This is a genomic window from Winogradskyella sp., from assembly GCF_965228925.1.
In the GTDB taxonomy this organism is placed as follows: Bacteria; Bacteroidota; Bacteroidia; order Flavobacteriales; family Flavobacteriaceae; genus Winogradskyella.
The window spans coordinates 4,814,143-4,836,281 of the sequence record NZ_OZ245845.1 but is presented as its reverse complement, the minus strand read 5'-3'; the positions used below and the strand labels follow the sequence as shown (position 1 = coordinate 4,836,281).

The 22,139-nt window shown below is 37.8% G+C and carries 18 protein-coding genes; 1 reads left to right on the top strand and 17 read right to left on the bottom strand.

Features of this window, described 5'->3' with window-relative positions:
• Positions 1 to 141: 141 nt before the first annotated feature.
• A complete protein-coding gene (locus ACO052_RS19830; protein ID WP_422105540.1) occupies positions 142 to 609 on the top strand; it encodes a hypothetical protein in 468 nt (155 codons plus the stop codon).
• Here the strand turns inward: ACO052_RS19830 and ACO052_RS19825 are convergent.
• The 17 genes from ACO052_RS19825 to ACO052_RS19745 form a co-directional block, all read right to left on the bottom strand.
• On the bottom strand, positions 606 to 818 hold the full coding sequence (locus ACO052_RS19825; RefSeq protein WP_422105539.1) for a hypothetical protein: 213 nt from the start codon (positions 816 to 818) through the stop codon (positions 606 to 608). The two genes, ACO052_RS19830 and ACO052_RS19825, sit on opposite strands and share 4 nt — an antisense overlap.
• Positions 815 to 1,255, bottom strand: coding sequence for a hypothetical protein (locus ACO052_RS19820; protein ID WP_422105538.1), 441 nt, complete (start codon positions 1,253 to 1,255; stop codon positions 815 to 817). Before ACO052_RS19820 ends, ACO052_RS19825 begins: the two co-directional genes overlap by 4 nt.
• Positions 1,256 to 1,289: 34 nt before the next feature.
• Complete coding sequence (locus tag ACO052_RS19815) at positions 1,290 to 1,439, bottom strand: hypothetical protein (protein WP_422105537.1); 150 nt, start codon at positions 1,437 to 1,439, stop codon at positions 1,290 to 1,292.
• A gap of 686 nt (positions 1,440 to 2,125) precedes the next feature.
• On the bottom strand, positions 2,126 to 10,615 hold the full coding sequence (locus ACO052_RS19810) for a BspA family leucine-rich repeat surface protein (RefSeq protein ID WP_422105536.1): 8,490 nt from the start codon (positions 10,613 to 10,615) through the stop codon (positions 2,126 to 2,128).
• 185 nt (positions 10,616 to 10,800) lie between these two features.
• A complete protein-coding gene (locus ACO052_RS19805; protein WP_422105535.1) occupies positions 10,801 to 10,920 on the bottom strand; it encodes a LuxR C-terminal-related transcriptional regulator in 120 nt (39 codons plus the stop codon).
• Between the two features lie 50 nt (positions 10,921 to 10,970).
• The gene (locus tag ACO052_RS19800; RefSeq protein ID WP_422105534.1) at positions 10,971 to 11,147 is read right to left on the bottom strand and encodes a hypothetical protein; all 177 of its coding nucleotides are present in this window, start codon (positions 11,145 to 11,147) and stop codon (positions 10,971 to 10,973) included.
• A 300-nt stretch (positions 11,148 to 11,447) separates the two neighbouring features.
• Positions 11,448 to 11,621, bottom strand: a complete 174-nt coding sequence (locus ACO052_RS19795; protein ID WP_422105532.1) for a hypothetical protein — start codon at positions 11,619 to 11,621, stop codon at positions 11,448 to 11,450.
• A 77-nt stretch (positions 11,622 to 11,698) separates the two neighbouring features.
• Positions 11,699 to 12,805, bottom strand: coding sequence for a T9SS type A sorting domain-containing protein (locus tag ACO052_RS19790; RefSeq protein ID WP_422105530.1), 1,107 nt, complete (start codon positions 12,803 to 12,805; stop codon positions 11,699 to 11,701).
• Positions 12,806 to 12,846: 41 nt separating this feature from the next.
• The gene (locus tag ACO052_RS19785; protein WP_422105529.1) at positions 12,847 to 13,371 is read right to left on the bottom strand and encodes a hypothetical protein; all 525 of its coding nucleotides are present in this window, start codon (positions 13,369 to 13,371) and stop codon (positions 12,847 to 12,849) included.
• 23 nt (positions 13,372 to 13,394) lie between these two features.
• Complete coding sequence (locus ACO052_RS19780; RefSeq protein WP_422105528.1) at positions 13,395 to 14,276, bottom strand: formylglycine-generating enzyme family protein; 882 nt, start codon at positions 14,274 to 14,276, stop codon at positions 13,395 to 13,397.
• A 24-nt stretch (positions 14,277 to 14,300) separates the two neighbouring features.
• Positions 14,301 to 14,816, bottom strand: a complete 516-nt coding sequence (locus ACO052_RS19775) for a hypothetical protein (protein ID WP_422105527.1) — start codon at positions 14,814 to 14,816, stop codon at positions 14,301 to 14,303.
• A 155-nt stretch (positions 14,817 to 14,971) separates the two neighbouring features.
• Positions 14,972 to 15,760: a hypothetical protein gene (locus ACO052_RS19770; RefSeq protein WP_422105526.1), complete on the bottom strand. Its 789-nt coding sequence runs from the start codon at positions 15,758 to 15,760 to the stop codon at positions 14,972 to 14,974.
• Between the two features lie 22 nt (positions 15,761 to 15,782).
• Positions 15,783 to 16,721, bottom strand: coding sequence for a WD40 repeat domain-containing protein (locus tag ACO052_RS19765; protein ID WP_422105525.1), 939 nt, complete (start codon positions 16,719 to 16,721; stop codon positions 15,783 to 15,785).
• A gap of 23 nt (positions 16,722 to 16,744) precedes the next feature.
• The gene (locus ACO052_RS19760) at positions 16,745 to 18,292 is read right to left on the bottom strand and encodes a serine hydrolase domain-containing protein (RefSeq protein ID WP_422105524.1); all 1,548 of its coding nucleotides are present in this window, start codon (positions 18,290 to 18,292) and stop codon (positions 16,745 to 16,747) included.
• Between the two features lie 88 nt (positions 18,293 to 18,380).
• Positions 18,381 to 19,085, bottom strand: a complete 705-nt coding sequence (locus ACO052_RS19755) for a LytR/AlgR family response regulator transcription factor (protein WP_422105523.1) — start codon at positions 19,083 to 19,085, stop codon at positions 18,381 to 18,383.
• Complete coding sequence (locus ACO052_RS19750) at positions 19,072 to 20,193, bottom strand: sensor histidine kinase (RefSeq protein WP_422105522.1); 1,122 nt, start codon at positions 20,191 to 20,193, stop codon at positions 19,072 to 19,074. The genes ACO052_RS19755 and ACO052_RS19750 overlap by 14 nt, the downstream gene beginning before the upstream one ends.
• Before the next feature lie 10 nt (positions 20,194 to 20,203).
• A complete protein-coding gene (locus ACO052_RS19745) occupies positions 20,204 to 20,707 on the bottom strand; it encodes a YybH family protein (protein WP_422105521.1) in 504 nt (167 codons plus the stop codon).
• Between the last annotated feature and the right edge of the window lie 1,432 nt (positions 20,708 to 22,139).

Here is a 22,139-nt window from a genome sequence, read left to right as displayed (position 1 = left end):
TATTATTACATTTGTATAGTAATACTATTGCAAATATATAGAATAATAACGGTAATTACCAAATAAAAACGGTAATAAAACGAAAATATTCTGATTTATAACTAAAATAATCGGTATAAGATGAATCCTGTTGTTTCAAGAATGCTTGATATAGTTAAAGATTTAGGCTTTAGTGAGCGTAAGTTTGAACTTAGTATCGGAAAGTCTAATGGCTATATTAATGGGATGCGAAAGAGAAACAGCTCGCCTACTGTTGATGTTCTTTTTGATATAGTCAAGAAATATCCCCAATTCAATATAAACTGGATATTGACCGGCGAGGGGAGCATGAAGGTTGATAGGAGTTTAGTTAATGAGCCACGATCTAGTTACTCTAAAGACAAGATCGATTTGCAACGTATTTGGGCACAGAACAATGTAATAATAGACAATCTTAAGGATCTAAATGAAAAGGTGGAGCGGGTGGAATCGTATAACAAGGATTCTATGGAGCGAAATGATGAGCGTTTGGAGAAACTGGAATTTATTCAACAAAGGTTACAAATGTTACAGATCGTTGATGATTTGGAAGATGGCAAGGATAAAGACCATAGAGAGGGCAATGGCTAAATGCCTTTTGTTTTTGGATTAATCATTTTCAAAAACCGATTTAGTACACTTTTTTCTTTATCTATAAACTCTAAGTCATCCTTAATAGGTTTTTTGAGCAACTTTTTTATTTGCGCAAGCTCGTATTGGAATTCTGCGTCAGTTAGCTCAGAGCGACGTTCTTTTAAATTTTTTAGTTGTTTGTAGATGTCTTGATTGTCTCTGTTCATTCGGCTTCGGAGATGTAGGATTCGTATTCTTCGTGAATGTCTACCAGGTTCATACGTTCTTTTCTATTATAGGTTCTAACACCTTGATAGAGTAGAAGTAGTAAAACGGGTAATGTTAAGGGAAGGGAATGATACCATTCAAATGTTTCGGTGTATTGATAATTATCGTTAAACACGGAAGCTAATTGAAAAAGATATATAGCTATTGGGATTAGTAAGGAGAATTTCCACCATTTAGTATTGGTAAAATACCATATCGATAGAAATATTATTAGGATTGCCTTATTTACGATTTGGTACAGGAATGAATAGATATCACCCCAAAACTCACCTGCACGAATTGTACCAAATACTGTATTCCAAGAATCACCTTCTGGTGAATTATGGTATATAAGATATGCGAAAGGTGTGGCAATTAATATGATGGAAATTGCCACACCCTTATAGAAACTTATATTTCTATAGAATCTTTTATCCGTTTGTAGGACGCTTGATTTTCTTTGTTTTGTCGTGCTCTGCAATTGTTTGATCTTTAATAACATCTTCAAATGAATCTGCTACGGTAGAAAACGCAAACAAAGCAACAAATAGGATAGCAATAAAGCTTTTCTTTCTTTCCATCTTTATAATTGTTTAGAGTTAAACTCATTAATGAGATGGACTAATTAATTATAAAATGGATTAATTGTATTGAGGGAAACCTTTAAGGAGGGACCGCCAATATACAAAAAAAAAGAAAGAACGCAAGAGTAACTGTAACTAAGTCAACATTTTAAATTAATAGCAAATTAATTTAAGCTAATCTACGAACTATATTTAAATAATGTTTACGGTAAAACCGTAGACTTGCTGTGGTAAAACCGTAAAACCTAGCAATAACAGGGGATTAAGGACCAATAACATAAAAAAATATGATGAGAAATACTATGATATTTTCCAATATTTTCCCACTGAAATTATAACGAACTGAATATTAATATTTTAAAAATAAATGTATAATCCTGTCGAGGTCACGAATAAATAGTTCGATAAGAAAAACGCCAAGCTTGCTTGAGCGTTTTTTTGTTTGAACTATTTTCAAAGCGGAGCATTTAGGATACGTAGCAATGCTGCTTAGCTTTGTAGCACATGTTTTTAATGAATTTGGCTTTTGGCTTTTGTATTTGCAGAATCAGGTGTATTCAGGATTTGCAGCAATTATGCACGCCATAATTTTAATACCTCGGGTATTTTGCAACCACCCGAGGTATCTTATTGATATACCGCCTTACCCCAACAGGGCTATATATCTCGGTTATTATGATTATTTAGTTTTTAATTAAACGTTTTATATCTTTTAGTTCCCCAGTAGAAATCTTAACAAAGTATACAGCGCTATTCAGGTGGCCAATATCTATAGGTTGTCCATTGCTATAGTTTTTGAGTTCTATAACTTTTCTCCCTTTAATATCAAAGACTTCAATATTAGCATTCCCATGAAGTCCTTTAACGAAAAACTGCTGGTTTGCCGGGTTAGGGACTAGTATAACCTGAGTGTTTTGTAATGGACCTGATAAGCTTAGTGTATCTAAAACCGTCTCAGGGCAGTCAAAGCTGTCGTTGGTTATCAGTATTCCTGGTAGATCTATACAATTGGCTATATCAGTACCCCCACAGGCGGTAAAGAACTGATTGTGATACAGCGCACCACTAGGGAAACAGATATCAGGATCCATAGTAACATCTATGTATCTAATTTTGATGTGAAATAGTACTTTAGGTATTGCTGTAATTTGAATTTCAGGAACTGTTTGTAACGCTGGCAATCCTATATTTTGTTGAAAGGATAGGGACGCCCTTGAGCTTGTGTTATCGTTTTGGATAAAATCTTTATAGGCCGAGCTAGCGAACGGAACTCTAGGGAATTCAAAACCCAAAATAGATCCATCGGGCTGGCTATACTCTATATTACCGTTGGCCGAAATGTTCTCTCCGAAGGCGGCGGTATTGTAATCGATATATAATTGGCCTGAACCTATATATATATCTTGGTCACTGGCGATAAGGATATCGGCTTCATAGAAGTTATCGCTACCATCATTGGTGATTTGAGCATTAGCAAATGTAAATTCAATAGCTGCATTAGTACTTTGAGCTCCTCTGTTGAACTGCTGTCCCCTTCCGATATTAGGATTAATAAGTGCATTAACGTCCGTATTCTGGATCTCAGTATTGATATCCATGTCAGCTGCTTGATACCCGGAAACACCTATATGTTGGATAATGGCATTGGCATCAGAAATCTGAATCTGCGCATTGCTATCAAAATCACCTGTATACATTCCATACTTACCATTTGAGAGTAGTATTACGGCGTTAGTTCCATCGGCAACGGATAGCGGATCTGCAGTGAGGTCTAAAGGAGTGGCCGTTGGACTCAGTGGTTGTGATGAACTGGTAATGATCCCTAAATGATTGCGGTGCTTGATGGCCACATAGTAATTACCTGAGGATTGATAAAATACTAATGGCGATGTGCCATCTATAGCAACAATATCCCCGTCGCGTTGCAATAACGCAGATCGAGAGTCAACAATGGTTGTATGATCATTTTCATCTCTCAATTCCACTAAAACCCAGTCTACAATGGCATCAGAGCCTGTTACTGCAAGAACTGAAGTGTCTAGAGTTATACCGTCTCCATACGGACTAGTCCTCGGTATATAGCTAGCTATTCGTAAATCATCGCGCATTAAGCTTTCTTCCCCTGTATTGGGGCTTAAAGCTGCACCCTGCAGGTATGCTTTTGGTGCTAATCTCACATAACAATCTGTGGATTGCCCATGATCAATAATCCACCAATTGTATAAGCTACTGGTTAAAATTTGACGTGCCGCTGCTCCTAAACAGTATTTGTTGTTACCTGCATGGAAACCAACCCCATAGGGGATATCGTCAATATTATCATTTGGGGAACCACTGCTGTCAGTGCTCCAACCGATGAGCATTGCATCATAATTCTCTGTAGACAGCGTTGCATTTTGAAACATAAAATCTGCCGTAGTAAGCGAAGAAAGGTCCCATTCAGAAAGATCTGGATCGAAGGTAGTTGAAAAAAACATCCCTCTCATGTCCGTGACCTTGCTCACATCCCAACCAGAGATGTCTCCGTTGAAAGAGTCTGTATTGTTGAACATATCAAGCATTTTGGTTACATTGCTAACATCCCAATTAGAGATATCTTGGTTGAAGGCGCGTGCGACATGGAACATAGAATTCATATTCGTGACCTTACTTACATTCCAGTTGGAGATATCCTGATTGAAGACTTGTGCAAAATAGAACATCTCCTGCATATCTGTAACCTTGCTTACATTCCAACTAGAGAGGTCTCCATTGAAGGACCTTGCTTCACCGAACATCCTTTTCATGTTGGTTACATTGCTTACGTTCCAACTAGAAAGATCCTGGTTGAAGTCTGACGCATAAAAGAACATCGCCTCCATATTTATGACCTTGCTTACGTTCCAACTCGAGAGGTCTATATTAAAGGACCTCGCATCATTGAATAGCTCTTTCATGTTGGTGACATTGCTTACGTTCCAGCTGGAAAGGTCTGCAGTTAAATTGTGTACATCTTTAAACATAGCCCTCATGTTGGTAACAATGGAAAGATCTGGTATATCACTTGCTGTGATGTTAAGGTTACGGCAACCTGTAAAAGCGCCTTCCATGGACCTCCATGGGTTATCTCCCCATTGCGTGACCTCCAATATCCTTAACTCCGCCAAACCCTGATGCTCATTGTAGAGGAGCTTTTCGAAATGGATTTGAGGGAAAGTCCCTTCTATTATGGAAACTACATAAATTCCTGGGCTGGCATAAGAATGCATCGCATCTCCCGTAAATCCAGTCTCTACAGTACCATCTCCCCAGTCAACACTATAGTTGTATCTTGTCCCGGTGGTAGGGATGGTAATGCTCTCATTGGCGGTTGTTGTCTGCCATTTGGTAATGAATGGCTCGCTAATACTACAGACCGATCGAACACCGCCATCGGTGATGGTCCAGCCATAGTTATCGATTAGGAGCTGTCTCTCGGTTTCGGCACAATATTGGCTGTTGCCCGCATGGAACATAATCCCAGCAGGAATATCGTCGTTATTATCATTCGGGGAACCACTAGTATCCGTGCTCCAACCGATTAAGGTGTTGTCGTAGTTGATGGCTGATAATCCTGTCAACTTAAACATATCGTGCATTCCAAAAGAAGGGTCTGAATCAAGGAGACTACTAAGGTCCCAATCACCAAGATCTTGATCGAAAGATGTTGCATTGCGGAACATTTCTCTCATGTCTGTAACATTCTGCACATTCCACCCTGAGAGATCCTGATTGAAAGGTGTCTCGGCAAACATAAAGCTCATGTTTGTGACCTGACCCACATTCCAATTGGATAGGGATTGATTGAAAGTGCCTGCACCGTAGAACATACCACTCATATTTGTAACAAAGCGTACATTCCAGCTTGAGAGGTTCTGATTGAAAGTCGCATTATTGTAAAACATAGAGGACATATCTGTGACCCGCCCCACATTCCAATTTGAAAGGGCTTTATTGAAGGACGTATTGGCGAACATCCATGACATGTCTTTTACATTGCTTACATTCCAATCAGAGATATCTTGATTGATTCCGGAAGATTCGAACATACGCTTCATGCTTGTCACTGCAGAAAGGTCTGGTCCATCTGTCGCTGTTATGCTAAGATTAGAACAGCCCTTAAATGCCTCTTCCATAGACTTCCACGGGTTATTTCCCCATTGTGATACCTCTGATAACTTAGGTGCATAGGCCCCGTTATTGTCCTTTCCAAAGAAGATACGAGGGAAGACCCCAGTTATGGTCACCGTGTAGGTTCCGGCAGAAGTATAGGTATGGGTTGCGTCACCAGTAATACCAGTCGTTGCTGTAGTGTTATCTCCCCAATCAACGGTATATTCATAGTCCGTTCCTGTTGTTGGAATGGTGATACTCTCATTAGCGGTTGTAGTCTGCCATTTGGTAATGAATGCCTCACTAATAGTACAGGAAGTATGTGTTCCGCCATCGGTGATGGTCCAGCCATGGGTGCCGACAAGAAGCTGTCTCTCTACCACAGCACAGTATTGGCTGTAGCCTGCATTGAAAGTTATTCCGGAAGGGATGTCATCGATGCCGTCATTCGCTACACTACTAGTATCCGTACTCCAGCCTATCAGTGATGCATCGTAGTTGGAATTTGATATCCCGGCAAATGCGAACATATCTTGAGCATTGGTCAAACTACTAAGATCCCAACGTGCGAGGTCTCGATCAAAGGCGGTATTAAAAAGGAACATTGTTGATATGTCCGTTACGTTGCGCATATACCAATGAGAGAGGTTTTGGTTGAAAGGCGTAAAGGCAAACAATCCTCTCATGTCTGTCACATTACTCACATCCCATCTAGAAATATCTTGATTGACCCCTGATGATTCAAACATGTAGGCCATACTGGTTACATGTGATAAATCTGGTTTGTCCGTTGCGGTTATACTAAGGTTAGTACATCCAGCAAATGCACTCTCCATGGATGTCCAAGGGTTGTCACCCCATTGAACCACCTCCATAAGTTTTGCGCTATCGCTCCCATAAGCAACGAAGATCCGTGGGAATACCCCAGTTATGGAAACGGTATAAGTTCCAGCAGCAGTGTACGTATGTGTAGCATTGCCAGTGAAACCTGATTCTAAGGAAGACCCATCTCCCCAGTCAACAGTATATTCATAACCCACTCCTTCTGTCGTAGGGATAGTGATACTCTCGTTAGCCATTGTGGTACTCCATTTGGTAATGAACGGTATACTGATATTATTACTACAGGATGTACCGAGTCCATCATCGGTAATAGTCCAATTGTGGGTATTGGTCAGAGTCTGCCGTTCGGCTACGGCACAGTATCGGCTGTTACCCGCATGGAACGTTAGTCCTGAAGGGATGTCATCGATTCCATCATCGATTCCACCGCTAGTATCCGTACTCCAGCCTATCAGTAAGGCATCGTAGTTAGAATTCGACATCCCAGCAAATCTGAACATATTTTGAGCATTGGTCAAACTAGTGATATCCCAACCCGATAGATCCTGATCGAAAGCGGTATTATATAAGAACATTAATGACATGTTTGTGACGTTACTCACATTCCAGCCTGAGAGGTTATGGTTAAAAGATGTAAAAGCAAATACTCCACTCATGTCCGTGATAGTACTTACATCCCAACTGGAGATATCTTGATTAACTCCCGCCGATTCAAACATGTAGGCCATACTGGTGGCATTTGATAGGTCTGGTGTGTCAGAGGTGTTTATACTAAGATTAGTGCACCCTGCAAAGGCATTTTCCATGGATGTCCAAGGATTATCGCCCCATTGTACCACCTGTTCAAGCTTTGTGCGATCGCTCCCATTAGCAACGAAGATCCGTGGGAATATCCCAGTAATGGTAACCGTATAGACTCCAGCAGCGCTATAAGTATGGGTAGCACTACCAGTGAAACCTGATTCTGTATCGTTGCCATCTCCCCAGTTAACACTATACTCATAACCTGTTCCTGTTGTTGGGATGGTGATACTCTCGTTAGCCACTGTTGTCCTCCATTTGGTGATGAAAGGTACATTGATACTATTACTACAGGATGTGTCGAGCCCACCATCAGTAATGCTCCAGCCATTGGTAATGGTAAGGATCTGCCGCTCGACTACAGCACAGTATTGACTGTTACCAGCATGAAAAACAATTCCAATGGGAATGTCATCGATACCGTCATTTGTTGCACCACTGGTATCCGTACTCCATCCCGTCAACAAGGCATCGTAGTTAGATTTGGATACCCCGGCTGCTTCGAACATATTTTGGGCATTTGTCAAACTACTGAGATCCCAACTAGAGATGTCCTGGTCGAATACTTCACAACTTCTGAATGCTGATTGCAGGCTTGTAATTGTTGAAACGTCCCAACTATTAAATGCTGAAGTGCCTATTAATGAAGTACAATCTTTAAATATGTTTTCAAAACTGGTGACATTAGAAAGGTTTGGAACATCATTCGCTGTGACATCTAGATTAGTACATCCAGAAAAAGCCCCTACCATAGAAATCCATGGATTTGCTCCCCATTGTGTTACGCTCTGTATTTTGTCTTTATCGCCTAAATCATTGAAAAAGATCCTAGGAAAGTCTCCAGTGATTTTCACTGTATAGATACCCGCACTGCTATAGGTATGCGAAATACTTCCTGTATGTCCATGGGTGGTAGACCCATCGCCCCAGTCTACCGAATAATTGTATCCATTACCAGTTGTTGGAATTGTAATTGTTTCGTTAGAAATGGTCGTCTTCCAACTAGATATAAATAGCGTTGAAGGATCAATAATACAATCCCCTGCAGTCCCATTTACCACTATGACATTAACAGAAACATCTGGAAAATTTGTATTTAGCTTATTAAGTGTTATGGTTTGAAGTCCTAAGTCATAGCAATTAAATGTGGTGTAGGTTGCGGGAAGTTCGTAGTTGGACACGATTTCTTGAAACGTATGGCAATTATCTGTATTGGCACTGAATACCAAATCGTCAAATGACAAATTGCCTAAACCTTGATCGTTTAACGTAACAGTCACATCTTGTACTTGCAGGTTTGTAATTGGGGTAGCGTCTTGTACGGTGACCTCCACATTTAATATTGGATATGATGTATCAGAGTTTGGTGTTAGTGTGTAGTTATAAACACCAATATCTTGGCAAGTATATGTAACCCCTTCATATGGCCAGTTGTACTGCGCCAATACCTCTGCATCAGAAACACATTGGTCAGAAACACTTGTTATGATATCACCTTTAAGCAAAGTTGCTTGTCCCGAGGAATTCAATGATAACGTTATGTCTTGATTATAATTTACGGTTGGTGTGGTATTATCGACAATATCAAGCTTGATTACAAATTCACCTGAATGGTTACCGCTGGCATCAGATACCGTTGCTATATGAGAGATAGTCCCCCCAGCGTGTGCACAGGTAAAGGTACTACCTATAGCTATGGTATTTAACGTTAGATTTTGCGTATCAGTACAATCATCTTGAAATGAATTCTTTATTGATAAGAAAAAAGCCTCGTCAAGGGTAATGGAACCGTTTTCAGGAATTTCAACATCAAATTCTTGAGTCGTCGCAAAGTTATCATCTATTGGTGTTGGGGGTAGGTTGTCGGCCACTGTCACATCGAACCAGCAAAAAGCACCTTGATTATTGTAATCCATGGCCACGAAGGTTCTATTATGAACGCCTAGGTCGTCGCGAGAAAAGGTTAATTGAGGTGCTATATCAAAATAGCCGTCTGGCGTCGTATAGGGGAATCCAATTTCAAATATGCCACAATTGTCGTAGCTTCCGTTATTTGCAGCGGAAGCATCCAAAGTAGCTACGCCATTTTCATCTAGGTAAATGGTAACATCTTGACATACCGCCGTTGGATATTCGTTGTCTGCATTTGAAATCGAGAAGAACTTATTGTCTGTGGTAACGAAAGTCCATTGGTCTGTGTATTTTCTAACACGGATTTCATAATTGCCATGGGCAAGATCACTAAAAACTCCAGAATTATTGTAGCGAACAAAGCCTAAGTCGTTCTCTTTCAATAATATGTATTCTACGTCATACAGACTGCAACCGGCAATCTGCCCAGTATTTGCAGTAACACTTGCTACACCTGTACAATCCGTTGGATCTACCACTGTTAACGAGGTGATAATAGGATCGCAGTCATTTCGATTGACAAAGCGGTATTTGATATAACCATTTTCTGAAGCATTGGAGTTTGGAATTTGTAAATTAGTGCTGTAAGCGTCTGTTAATACATAACTACCACCTCCGCCTCCAGCGTCAGCTATACCTCCGTAGCCTCCGCCAGAATATCCACCACCGCCACCACCGCCAGCTACAAGGGATAGACTGGAGCTTTCTTCATTAGACCATCCTGCACCACCGCCTCCAAAGCCCCAACCCCCATGTTGGGCCGTTCTTCCATCAGATGAATTGGGGGAATCGCCCCCAGCACCACCATTCCAGGTACCTTGACGTCCAGCAATGTCATATAATTGACCGTTACTGGTAAGCGCATGCGAAAAAGCACCACCACCACCAGCGCCGTCAGGGAGGGTTCCACTGGTTTCTCCTCCTTGTCCATTGGTGCCGCCATCACCGCCATCGTCTCCACCAGTCCCTTGGGTACCGGACTCGGTCAATGAGGCATTTTTTCCATCACTATTTCTGCATTCAAAAATTGTATCTATGCTTTTTCCTCCACCTCCACCTCCAGCAACCGCTAAAATACGGTGATTTCCTGAAGTGACATCCAAAACGGCGGTTCCACCGCCACCACCGCCACCACCACCGACACTGTTATCGATGGATTCACCTTTTCCTCCTACAATAAAACGAATGGGTGTATTTAATGGTAGCTCAAAAGTGTTGCTATTTCCAATAGTAAATGCAATTACTACTTCGGCTCCTTGCCCTCCTTTTGCAGGATTGTCGCATCCTGTTTCTTTGGCATTACCACCATCGCCTCCCATCAATTGAAATTCGACATGTGTATAGTTGGTGCTACTTGGCATCACAAAATTCTGTGGACTTCCCGTGTAGGATATGGTATGCCAGCTACCATTGTCATTTAAGGTCTGCGCTTGTAGTAAACTTATACCAACCACGCAAAACATTAGTGCAACTATTTTTATAGACATTTAAAAGGGGTACTTTAAAGTTTAGGCTTTAAATTTATCCCCAAATAAAACCCTCTGAAACATGTAGAACTACCTATTATCTAGGTAGTACTACCTAAAAAGGGTATTAAAGTTCGGAAATGGCTTTCTTATTAAGCAGTGCCCAGTTGGTCAATGTATTGGTTTCCTTGGACAACTCTATCTTTTTAATAATGTTTGAGATGGTTATCTATAGTTCTTGTAGACACCCCTAATTCTTCTGCGATGACTTTTGAGGATTTGCTCTGCGCTATACGTTTTAGGATGGAGATCTCTGAGGCTGTCAATTGACTAAACCCTTTTAGTTTATCGTTAGTATTTCTTAGCAGGGTGTTTTTTAAATATTTTCGAAATATACTTTAGACTTCACAAGGCTATCAGTACTGGCATAGGCACTCAGAAGGTCATAATTAATTAAAGGTTCTAATGGAAAATTCCCATCAGCCTTTATACCATATTCATAAGCTTGTTTAGAATAAGCTATACAATGCCTCGTCTCCAGTCTTTCGTGCATCTAAGAAGCGTTATAAAATACGTCTGTAGCCCTCTGTAATCTTTTCGCAATAGTGATATATTGATAATTTCGTCACGCTCTTATCGGGTTGTTTTTTCGTCTTGAGGCGTTTATTTAAAAATAAGAATTATTCCTTGTCTTGACCAGCTAGAGCAATTTTTTATAGTCATTCTTGTAACCAGTATTTTTTTCTTAGTATGTCAAAATCGATTCTTTTGTCACTCTTATATTCATGCCTCAGAATAATAGTCATCTTGAAATAGCTTTAGATTATCCCAATTCGAGAAACTCTGGTAGTCTTTATCTCAACGGCGGATTGGTTTTACCATTAAATTCCATAATCTCCAGATATTCTATAGAGAATTTGATTGATGAGTACAATCTATCAATATAAAACAGCTTGTCTGTATGGTCTTGGGCCGTAACAGATAGAAAGCTCGATAAAGAAAAAATTAGAAAAAGTATCCATTTCATAATTAAATTCTGTAATAAAGAACTATTGTAATACACTTATCATTAAGTGTTGTGCAACAGAACATTGTGCATAATACCTACATGACAACGATACGCTGGCTAAGGGTCTGAGTATCTTGCAATATAACTTTAACGAGATATATGCCTTTGGATAATGTTGAGGTATCGATAAGACTAGTGTTCTGAAGGTCTGTTATCATTAGTTTCCCCAGGGCATCATACACTTCAATATGCTCAATCTGCGGAATCACCTTTTCCTTAATATAAAATATGCTGCCCATAGAATTCTTAAGGAATCCTAAAGTGTCTAAATTGTAATCTGTGGCTGATAGATTTGGATTATCTCTTATAACCACAGCATTTGGTCTTATTAAGCCTCCTAAACCTGAGGCCACTAAATCGTTGATAAAGACACCTTGGTCGTTGTACATCTTAACGGCTGATGTACCGCCATTACCTATAAGTATATTACCATTGTCAAGAAAGTCTATACCTTCTACTTGACTTAATCCTGAAACAAAAACATTTAAAAAATTTCCGTTGGAATCAAATCTTTTTATTGACCCTCCATCATAATCCAGCACTATTAAATCTCCATTACTTTGAAAATCAATATTGGTTGGCCCAACTAAGTTTGTGGATATGAAGTTCCCTAAATCATTGCCCGAAGCATCAAACCTTCTAACTAAATCTGAATTATATGATGAAACGTACATATTGCCAGTAGAATCCCAATCTATACCAATACTCCCACTTATTCCAATGCTAGTAAAATTATCCACAAAAGTGCCATCCTGTTGGTACCTAAGTACTCGACCACTCCCAGACCACTGAAGCACATAAATCAGGTCGTCCGGACCTATTTTCATTCTTGTTGGTCCGCCGATAACACTGGCAAAGGTCTCAATAAAATCACCTGTTTCTATATCATATTTATTAATCGCTCCTCCATTGAGGTTCGATACGAGTACCACATTTTGGTCTTCTAAAAACAAAATATCCTGAGGCCAATTTAAATTGGTGTCAATAAAGGTTTCTGGATTTTGACCATTCTCGTCATATTTTAAAATCTTATTGGGTGGGCCAAAATTTCCAGCATCGGAAACATATATTTCCAGGTTTTGGGCATTTAAAAAAGCACCATTGACTAAGTTTATTAGTAAAAAAAGTAAAGCTCTTCTCATAAAATCAGTGATTCATTTTTATTAATGGAATTCGATTAATATTAATTAGGGTTCTTTATATTTTTTATAAAAAACCCTACGATTCGCCATTCCCCATTAACCTTTCCTATTAAATAGGCAACTTGTTCATTTTTCCAGTTTCTAAACTGATTACTCCCAGTTTCCAGTGTGGTTACTATGGCTGAATTATTCCTTATGTCAACACTCTTTATTTCATAGGTGTTAGATATGGGCGTTACTTTTTTTAACATCCATTTTATCCATTCGTCAATTTCTTTCTGGTCTAAATGCTGATGCCCTTCCCATTCTTCAGGGTTACATGAGAAATTGCCATTAAGCATTATAAATGAATTACCTAAGGAACTCCTAACTCTATTAAAATCTTCTTTGGTGAAGCCTTCAATGAAGTTTTTTACCACTGTTTTTATTGAATCTTCCTTAGTGGTGTTTTCATATAGGTTTTTCCCATAATCATTTTTCTTTGTTGATGATTTTAACGTGAAGCTTGTGAAAATCAATACACCTAACATTGTGCTCAAAATCACTATGATGGTCTTTTTTTTCATCTTACCATTGATTTAATATTGTTTCATTCTAATGATCTCGCGATTCGGAATCCGTTGTCATAACTCCAGTATGATGCATATTCCCTTGCTCTATAGGTCACTGTAGCTAGTTCTTTTTTGAAACTCCAAGAGCCTCCTCTAACCACTTTAACATGGCCTAGCTTTTGGTCAACAGGGTCGTGTAGAGTGTCGCTATTGTATAATTTATATGTGCTCTCGCACCATTCCCAAATATTGCCTGCCATGTCAAAAAGGCCTAATTCATTAGGGGGGAAGCTTCCAACGGGACTAGTTCCATTCCACCTATCAACCAATGAAGTACCTTTTATATTGGCATGATTGTTATCTAGCCTATTTCCGTAGGTGTACTTGTTAAACTTTCCTCTACAACTAGCTGCAAACTCCCATTCTTCTTCTGTTGGCAATCTAGAGTTTACCCATTTAGCATATGCTTTTGCGCCATACCATGAGACCTCTATGACAGGATGCATGGCTTTTCCCTTTTTCGGCACATATCTTTCATCGACTCTTTCTATATTACAGTATGGGCTTTCAATATCCAATAAAGGATGACCGCCTGCATCAAGAGTATTTCCATTTACATTTAAAAAGTTGCAGAACTGCTCATTGGTTATCTCATATTTTGAGATTTGAAATGTTTTTACGTAGACTTGTTTTATTGGTGTCTCATTTATCCTTCCGTCATTTCTCTTATTTCCCATTGTAAATGTCCCGCCTTCTACGGTTGTAAATTCTATATCATTCTTATCAGAACTAGTGCTATGCGAGTAATTAAGAATTTTGGGGTTAAAAACAAATGAAGTAATAATAACAGCTAATAGCAGAATGATTAATGTCATTATCAAAACTGTTTGCTCTCTGTAATTCTTAAAATCATATTTCATCTACTGCCTTTAATTATAAGTGATTTAATTTTCACCAAAAACATCCTTAAACATATTTTCAGTAAGTCCTTTACTTAGAAACCATTCTTCCATTTTCTTGTGCTTCCCAATTCTTGCGTGATGTAATAGTGTAAAGCCGTGGGGCCCCGGAGCGTTAATCAATTCTGGGCTCTTATTTATCATCTGCTTTATAAAATCATCTTCGCCAAAAAAGGTCATCGTAAAAATATCTTGCCTAGCTCCTCTAGCTAATAGCATATCCGCTATGTCTTTTCTTCCCATATGGGCAGCACCGCCTAGCGCAGTTTCAAAATCACCTTTTATAAATTGGTTGGTAGCATTGATAATTGTTGGTTTGTTGGTTACGATTTTTTTCGTTTTATCAAAATCTGAGTGTGCAGCAAACACAAATTCCTCTATTTCATCGTAAGAATAGATATTCTTCTTTTGTTCTGTATTTTGGGAATAACATGCAGGAGTTATTATGGTTGTTCCTAAGATGAGAGCACTTTTTTTGATGAATTTTTTTCTACTAAGCATAGTTTATTAATTTTCTTGAAATTAAATACTACTGCAGCTGTTTTTGCAATATCTGTTGTGAACTAGGCTTTTTTGAGGCTAAAAACAATTGGTCTAGGATTTAGCAATCTATCTGCATTTGTTTTATCAATAGCTTCATAGTATTTGTTAGGTATTTATTGCTCTTTTTGCTCAAGAAATGACGTTACTACATCCCAAGTTTGGTCAGTATTATTTTTAACACGACTCTCCACTAACATGGAAGCGCCATGTACTCCATATTTTGCAACATACGTTTGATGACCATTTGCTTTTGCTAGCTCAAATTGGGCAATCACATTTTCTCTCCCCATTTCGTGAGGGGGTCTTAATAGTAATAAAGGAACTTCTAAGGTTTCAAGTGAGGCGTTTGGCAGACAGTTTTTCATTGAATTTCCAGTGGCTGGGGAAAAGGCAATAACCTTATTAATGTCATTTGGTCTCTTGTTCCCCAAATTAATGGCAAGTGAGGCACTATAACTGCTACCCCATAGGATTTTTTCCCCTGTAAAACCCGATTCAATTATAAAATCCAAAGCGCCTTCGATATTACTATGGGCATCACAATAACTATAGCCGTCCTCAAAGTTGTAGTCGGGTATATTAGCAATTGTTCGGTTATAGTTTCCATATACTTGACCACCTACTCTTTGATCTATAGCAAGGATATTAAACCCCATTTTGATTAGCTTTGGTATTATTGTGAGGTATTCACCTCTTGCGTTTGAACCGCCTTGATGAAATAGTAGAATCGTTTTCGCGTTTTTGTCTAACTCGTAAAGGTCACCAAATACTTTGATACTATCTGAAGTTATAAAACTGATTTCTTTTGCCTGATTGCTTTTTATAACATCATTTGTTTCTGGTTTCTTTTGGCAACTCATAAGTGGCATTAGAATGCATAAAATATATAAGCTCTTTTTCATCCTTTCTTATTTAATTTGAACGTTAGTTATGGCTTTCAAACTCCCAGATATAGATTTTATTCTCAGGATAATCGCCTGAAGAGACTAAAATACCTTTAGAACAGGCTATACTACTTACCCATGCCTTGTGCTTTAAAATTTCTTTTTTGAGATTTCCCGTCAAGTCCCATATCTTAATTTTTGTGTCTGCTCCACAGGATATTAATTGCCCTTTATCGTAAAACTGTATCTCACTAACCATTTCATCATGGCCTTCTATTGAGAATAAGACTTTTCCATTTCTGTCTAATAAGGTAATACTGCCATTTCTGTGACCAGCTAAAATGGTTTTTCCATCTTCCGAAATTGATAAGCACCTTATACCTGAATCGTTAGGGCTGACTGACAACAAAGGTTTCCCTCCCATACTCCAAAACCTTATAGATCCATCCCAACTTGCAGTTACAATTTTATTTTCCTTGGTCAAAAACTCGATAGCATTCACTTGTTTAGTATGTCCTATCAGGGTAAACAATAGTTCACCTTTTTTATCCCAAATTTTAGCCGTACCATCTCTACTCGCGGTTCCTAAATAAGTAGCTGTTTGTGCCACATTTATGACGCCATTTGTGTGTCCTTTCAGCTTGGCGAGTATGTCCCCCTTTTTATCCCAAAGAATTGCACAGTTGTCATAGGCACCTGTCAAAACAGTCTCCGTTTTATTATTATAATCTATGGATGATACTGAATGGACATGTCCCTTGAGTCTAATGGTTTTATGGGTCTTTAGATGATATATACCTCCCGTAGAATCTTTACATGCAAAAAAGATTTCCGAACCGTTGTTTGCTATTTTTACCATATAGGGTGTGTTTCCTAAAACTATGCTGTCAATTAGCTTCTGCCCATGCGTTGAAACAGAAAATAGTACCATAACGCATACAGTGACATACTTAAAAATGTAATTAGTAGATGAACTCATAATCAATAATGTTTTACAGATATCTAATCTAAAGAAGACAGGTAATCATGTATTGCATAATAGATTCTTCCATTACTAGGGTCTGGCGATACCGTAAAAGCAGCTCTTTTGTTGCATAAGATGACTGCTCCTTTTTTAGCGTTCAGATTTATGTCTGAACTGGCTGTAATAAAGCCACCTCCTGTATGTCCTGTCCAATCTCCAACTTGCCTCCAAACCAAACCTACACCAGCACCAAACGCCAAATTCGCATTAGGATAATCAATCGTTACCATTTCGTTTACTGAAGATTCTTCTAAAATTCTAGTACCATTTAACTCACCATTGTTTAAAATTGCCACTAAAAAATTTGACCATTCATCCACCGAGGTTCTTAACAATCCCGATGGATACATTTGCAAATCAAAATATGCGGGTAACAGGGCGCCGGCACCATTGAAATTATCGGACAATAAATTATCGTCATAGCTACCTGGCTCACTCATCCTAAATTTGGTGTTTCCCATGCCTAAGGGGATGAAAATATTGTCTTCCGTATAATCCCTGTAGTCCATTCCAGTGACTACCTCAACCATATGTGCCATTAAACACATGCCAGCATTTGAGCTTATGTGCTGACCCGAACCTGGTGCAAAGTCCTTCCATATCACAGGATTATATAGTTCACCATCGGTTAATAAATAATCTGGTATCCATTCTTCTAGTCCAGGAGCAGTTCCTGCCTCATAAAGAAGATTTAATTCCAAAATTTCGTTCCCGTTGGGATTGGCCAAGGAAGCTCGGTGCGATAACACCATTCTGGGTGTAATAGGAATATCAGGGAAATTAGGGTTTCTTATATTGTATCCAAAGTAAGTGTTTATATCTTCATCTAAATCTACCAATCCTTGTTCTACGAGTTGCATGACGGCCACAGAAACAATGAGCTTGGAAAGAGAAGATGTTACAAATAAAGTGTTTTCCGATGCAGGCCATTGATTTTGGGTATTGTGTATTCCAAAGCCTTTAGAATATATGATTCCATTTTCATCGACCATTGCTACGGCTAGGGCATTTATGCCCCAAACTCCCATTTCTTCTTCTATGGTCGATTCAATAGCCGCAATTTGATTTATGACCTGTAAGGTGCCAGAAGCAATTGATAATGCATTTACATCTGCATCAACACCATCGGCAACCGACAAAATATACACAGCATAACTATTTCCATCAATAAGTTGGTCGTTGTCTGAATCTCTCAAACTATCTGTTAAATTTATGGTATGGTCAGCACCATTGGGAACTACAACATTATACTGATTTGAGCTTAGTAAATTCGCTTGAGCGATAGTAAATGACGCCCCCATTTTTGTCACTATAATTCTATATTCTAATATGCCTGTCTCATCGGTAGCTTTATTAAACGACACCGCTAAATCAGCAAAAGTGTCCGTATCTGAAATATCGGATAGTACAACATTTGTAGCTGGAAATGTCTCTAGTTGTTGTGGTGAGTTTGTCTCATCATCATTTTTATTACATGATGACATAAGGGAAAGAATAAGTAATAATTGAGTTAGTTTGATTTTCATAGCTTTAGTTTTTTATGAAATTCAATTAACCGATTCTATATAAGCAATAAGAATAAATATGTGTAGAATAATCCTTTTAAGTGGCGAGTTATTTAATAAGCAGCTTTATTTTATCTCTATAGGATTTTGATGAGATGATCGCTTTGTGATTAGACATTGTTATTACGTAATCTCCACTTTTTACATGCTTCATCTTTAAAACTTCACTTTTATTGATAATATACGAACGATGCACGCGCAAAAACTTATGATTCAAGTATTCGAACATGAACGATATTTTAGTTCTCTTCTTAAAAGAACGGTTCTTCAAAACAATCACTACATAATTATTTTCAGCTTTTATGTAAATGATTTCATTTAAATCAATTCTAAAAATTTCTCCCTTCTCCTTTATTATCAATTTATCTGTGTCTTTTTTCTGCTCCATGTCCATATATCTTTCTATACGTTCAATAAGTTTCATAAATCTTTTGAGATCGAAAGGTTTAAGTAAATAATCTAAGGCTTCGTTTTCAAAAGCTTGGATTGCATAATTTTCAAACGCGGTAATAAAAACTAAAAATTTATAATCTTTTGGGGAAAGCTCCTTTAATACTTCAAGACCATTAAGGCGTGGCATCATAATATCCAAGAAAATAATGTCTGGTTTATAAAGCTTTATTGCCATTACAGCTTCTGCACCATTCGAAACTCCTTTAATGACGTTGAAATTACCTTGATTTTCCAGAAGGTCGATTATTCTTTGTCTGGTCAATGGTTCATCTTCTGCTACAATTACACTATATTTTATCATGAATGTGCGGGATTATAATTTTTACTGATGAACCTTCAGGGAGATTTTTAACTATAAAATCAAAGGCATTATCGTAAAAGTATTTTAACCTATTAGTTAAGTTTTTTAAGCCATTTGAGTTCTTTTTTTCATAGTAATTGGTTTCAAATCCTGGGCCATTGTCTCTTACTTCTAATACAATTTTATCTCCTTGAATATATGCTCTTATAATAATAAGAATAGATCTGCCCGAAGTCTCAAATCCATGTTTTATTGAATTTTCAACAAGAGGTTGAAGAATTAAGGAAGGCACTACCGCTTCAGAAGTACTTTGCTCTAGATTAATTGAAAAATCTATTGAATCTCCAAAACGTACTTTCTGAAAAGACAAATACTTTTCTGTAATTTCTATCTCTTTTTTTAATTTGACAGAGTCACTGTTTAATTGATTAATTGAGAACCTTAAAATATCGCTTAAATTAGCGATAGCCTCATCAGCTTTATTTTTATTTACACGGATAAGGTTGGATATGGTTTGCAAGCTATTGAACAAAAAATGTGGCTGAAGCTGATACTTTAAGTTTATAATACGAGACTTATTTAAATTGTCCTCTACCTCAGCTTTATATTCGGATACCTTTTTGCTTTTTAGGTAGACAATATAGCCCGTTAGCAGACCTATTAAAATAATATACTCTAATGCAGAATGGGCCGACATATTTGGAAATGATCTAGACATGTAAGCTACATAATTAGTCTTGTCATTTGGTGTCCACAAAGTCAATTGTGACTTCATGAAAAAATTTAAGCTAGAAAATAAAAATGCATGGATTGGCGCAATTAGTAGCATGATAAGCCCATGCTTTAAAACATAACTATACCATTTAGCGCTTCTAAAAAAAAATCGGATTGAAGTAACAAAAATTACAGGTGTTAATAGGCCCCAAACAATATACACACTGATACTAAAAATAAAGCTACTTTGCCAGTAGGTTTCATTACCATCAATTATTTTTATTAAGCTATAGTTAAACGTTTTAAAGACGGTTAACAAAACTGAGATAAGAAAAAGAACGAGAATAAACTTTTTCCAATTTAAGTCCTTGAAAATTTCTTTTTCAATATCCATTCAACACCTATTAATCCTTTATTTTTTCAAACAGCTCCTCGGTTATTTTTTCGCCATTTACAGTATCTATATCCCAATCCTGAGCTATTTTCCATGCTCCATCGACTTTCCTCAGTACAATATGAAATCTTCCAAAGTATTTAGTTAAATCCCCTTTCTTGTCTGCAGAAGATATCATATAATAGCCAACTTCATAGCCTGTATTTCCATCGTATAAACGATGCTCAAACTTAAGCGTCATCTCTCTCTTAGGTCTATTTGGTTTACTCCACCATTTTATGACATTCTCTTTAAATGCATCTCCTGTTCTTATTCCCCAATTTCCAACTCTTAAAACATCATTAGTATGTAAACTGAGATATTTTGTGAAATCATTTTTGTTGTAGGAATCTAAGAAAGGTTCCCAAACTTGACTATCAATAATATTAGCAATAGAATCATTATTTACATTTTGCCCTTGAAGAGTTAAAATATTGATTAAAAAAAATAAAGTTAAAAAGAAATTTGTTTTCATAATGAAGTCAATTTTAGGTCGAGATTTCAAAATCTCCGAGATTTGTTTGATGGATAAAACTCAAGAGTAATATAAATATGTTTGTAATTCTTATTACTATTTGTGAAAGGAGCTTTACTGGTTGCGAATAATTGTTTCGGAATTTTAAAATACCATAAGTAATGTAACAGCTAATCGAGGTGTTTTACGTATTTATTTTTTTCTCTTATCATGGATTCCATGTCGTCGCATCATTTTATTCTGGCTTCCCGGACCAAAATACCTAGCCTACTCCCTGAGATCGAATAGGCTTTATAGAGAACTATATCCAGAATCTCTTTCTCCATCTTATTTATGACTTTCTTTAACTTATCTAACCGCTGTTCTTGCTGTTCTCTATGGGTAAGAATATGTTGCAGAGATACCTCTAATGAGATTCAAGGTCCAACAAGCGAAACATGTTAATCCAGTTCCCGCTGCAAGTAAAACCTTCAACTTTTTTTTGTTGGAGGTTTTTATATGTAATCTTAACGTTTTTGATTCTTGGTGTACCAAATTTGTACTGTTAGTTAATATACGTACTGCTACTTAGTATTTAAGCATCTACACTTATTTCCTGATAAGCCGATGGCAAATATCTTGCAAATAATTAAAATTATTAGGTTATGAAAACTAAAGCCCCATTGCACATATGCCTTTCTTCAGCATTCCAGCAAGAAGGCAAGCCCCAGGAGATTACACCAGATACTGATTCTTCTATCGGTTTTACCAGAGGTATTAAGACCATTCTTCTCCTTGTTTTTTGCTTGTTCAGTGCCACCCTTTCTGCCCAAACATGGACCGGGGCTGAAGATTCAAACTGGGACAACCCAGGCAACTGGTCAAATGGCGAAGTTCCACATTTAAGTTCTGTATACATTGGCCCTAGTGCCAATGAGCCTATTCTTGAGAACAGTGAAGTATACATTAATAGCCTATTAGTCGCTGATGGAGCAACAATGACCATCTCGGATGGCGGCGTTCTAAACATAAGTAGAACGAATTCATTCTATTTAGAAGGGAATATCACGATAGGACTTAACGCCAGGCTAACAAATAATGGCGTCATCAATATCGAGGGAAATAGTAGTAGTAGTAATTTGGAAACGTATTTTGGGATTTACATACACCAAGGAGCGACATTTATCAATGAAAACCTTGGAAATCTAGCAAATTCAGGTATTGTAAACATCGAGGGTATTGTAAGAACAGATGACATTAATGGTGGGCACGCTATTTACGGGCTTGACGCAACAATCCTCAATTATGACAATTCAGAAATAAATATAGAAAATGCTCAGGGCGGGGCAGGAATTTATACGCGTTACAACACCACTATTACGAATTGGGGTTCCATCAATATAGAAGATACAAACGATGGAATCATCTTACTTGATAATCCCGTATTTACGAA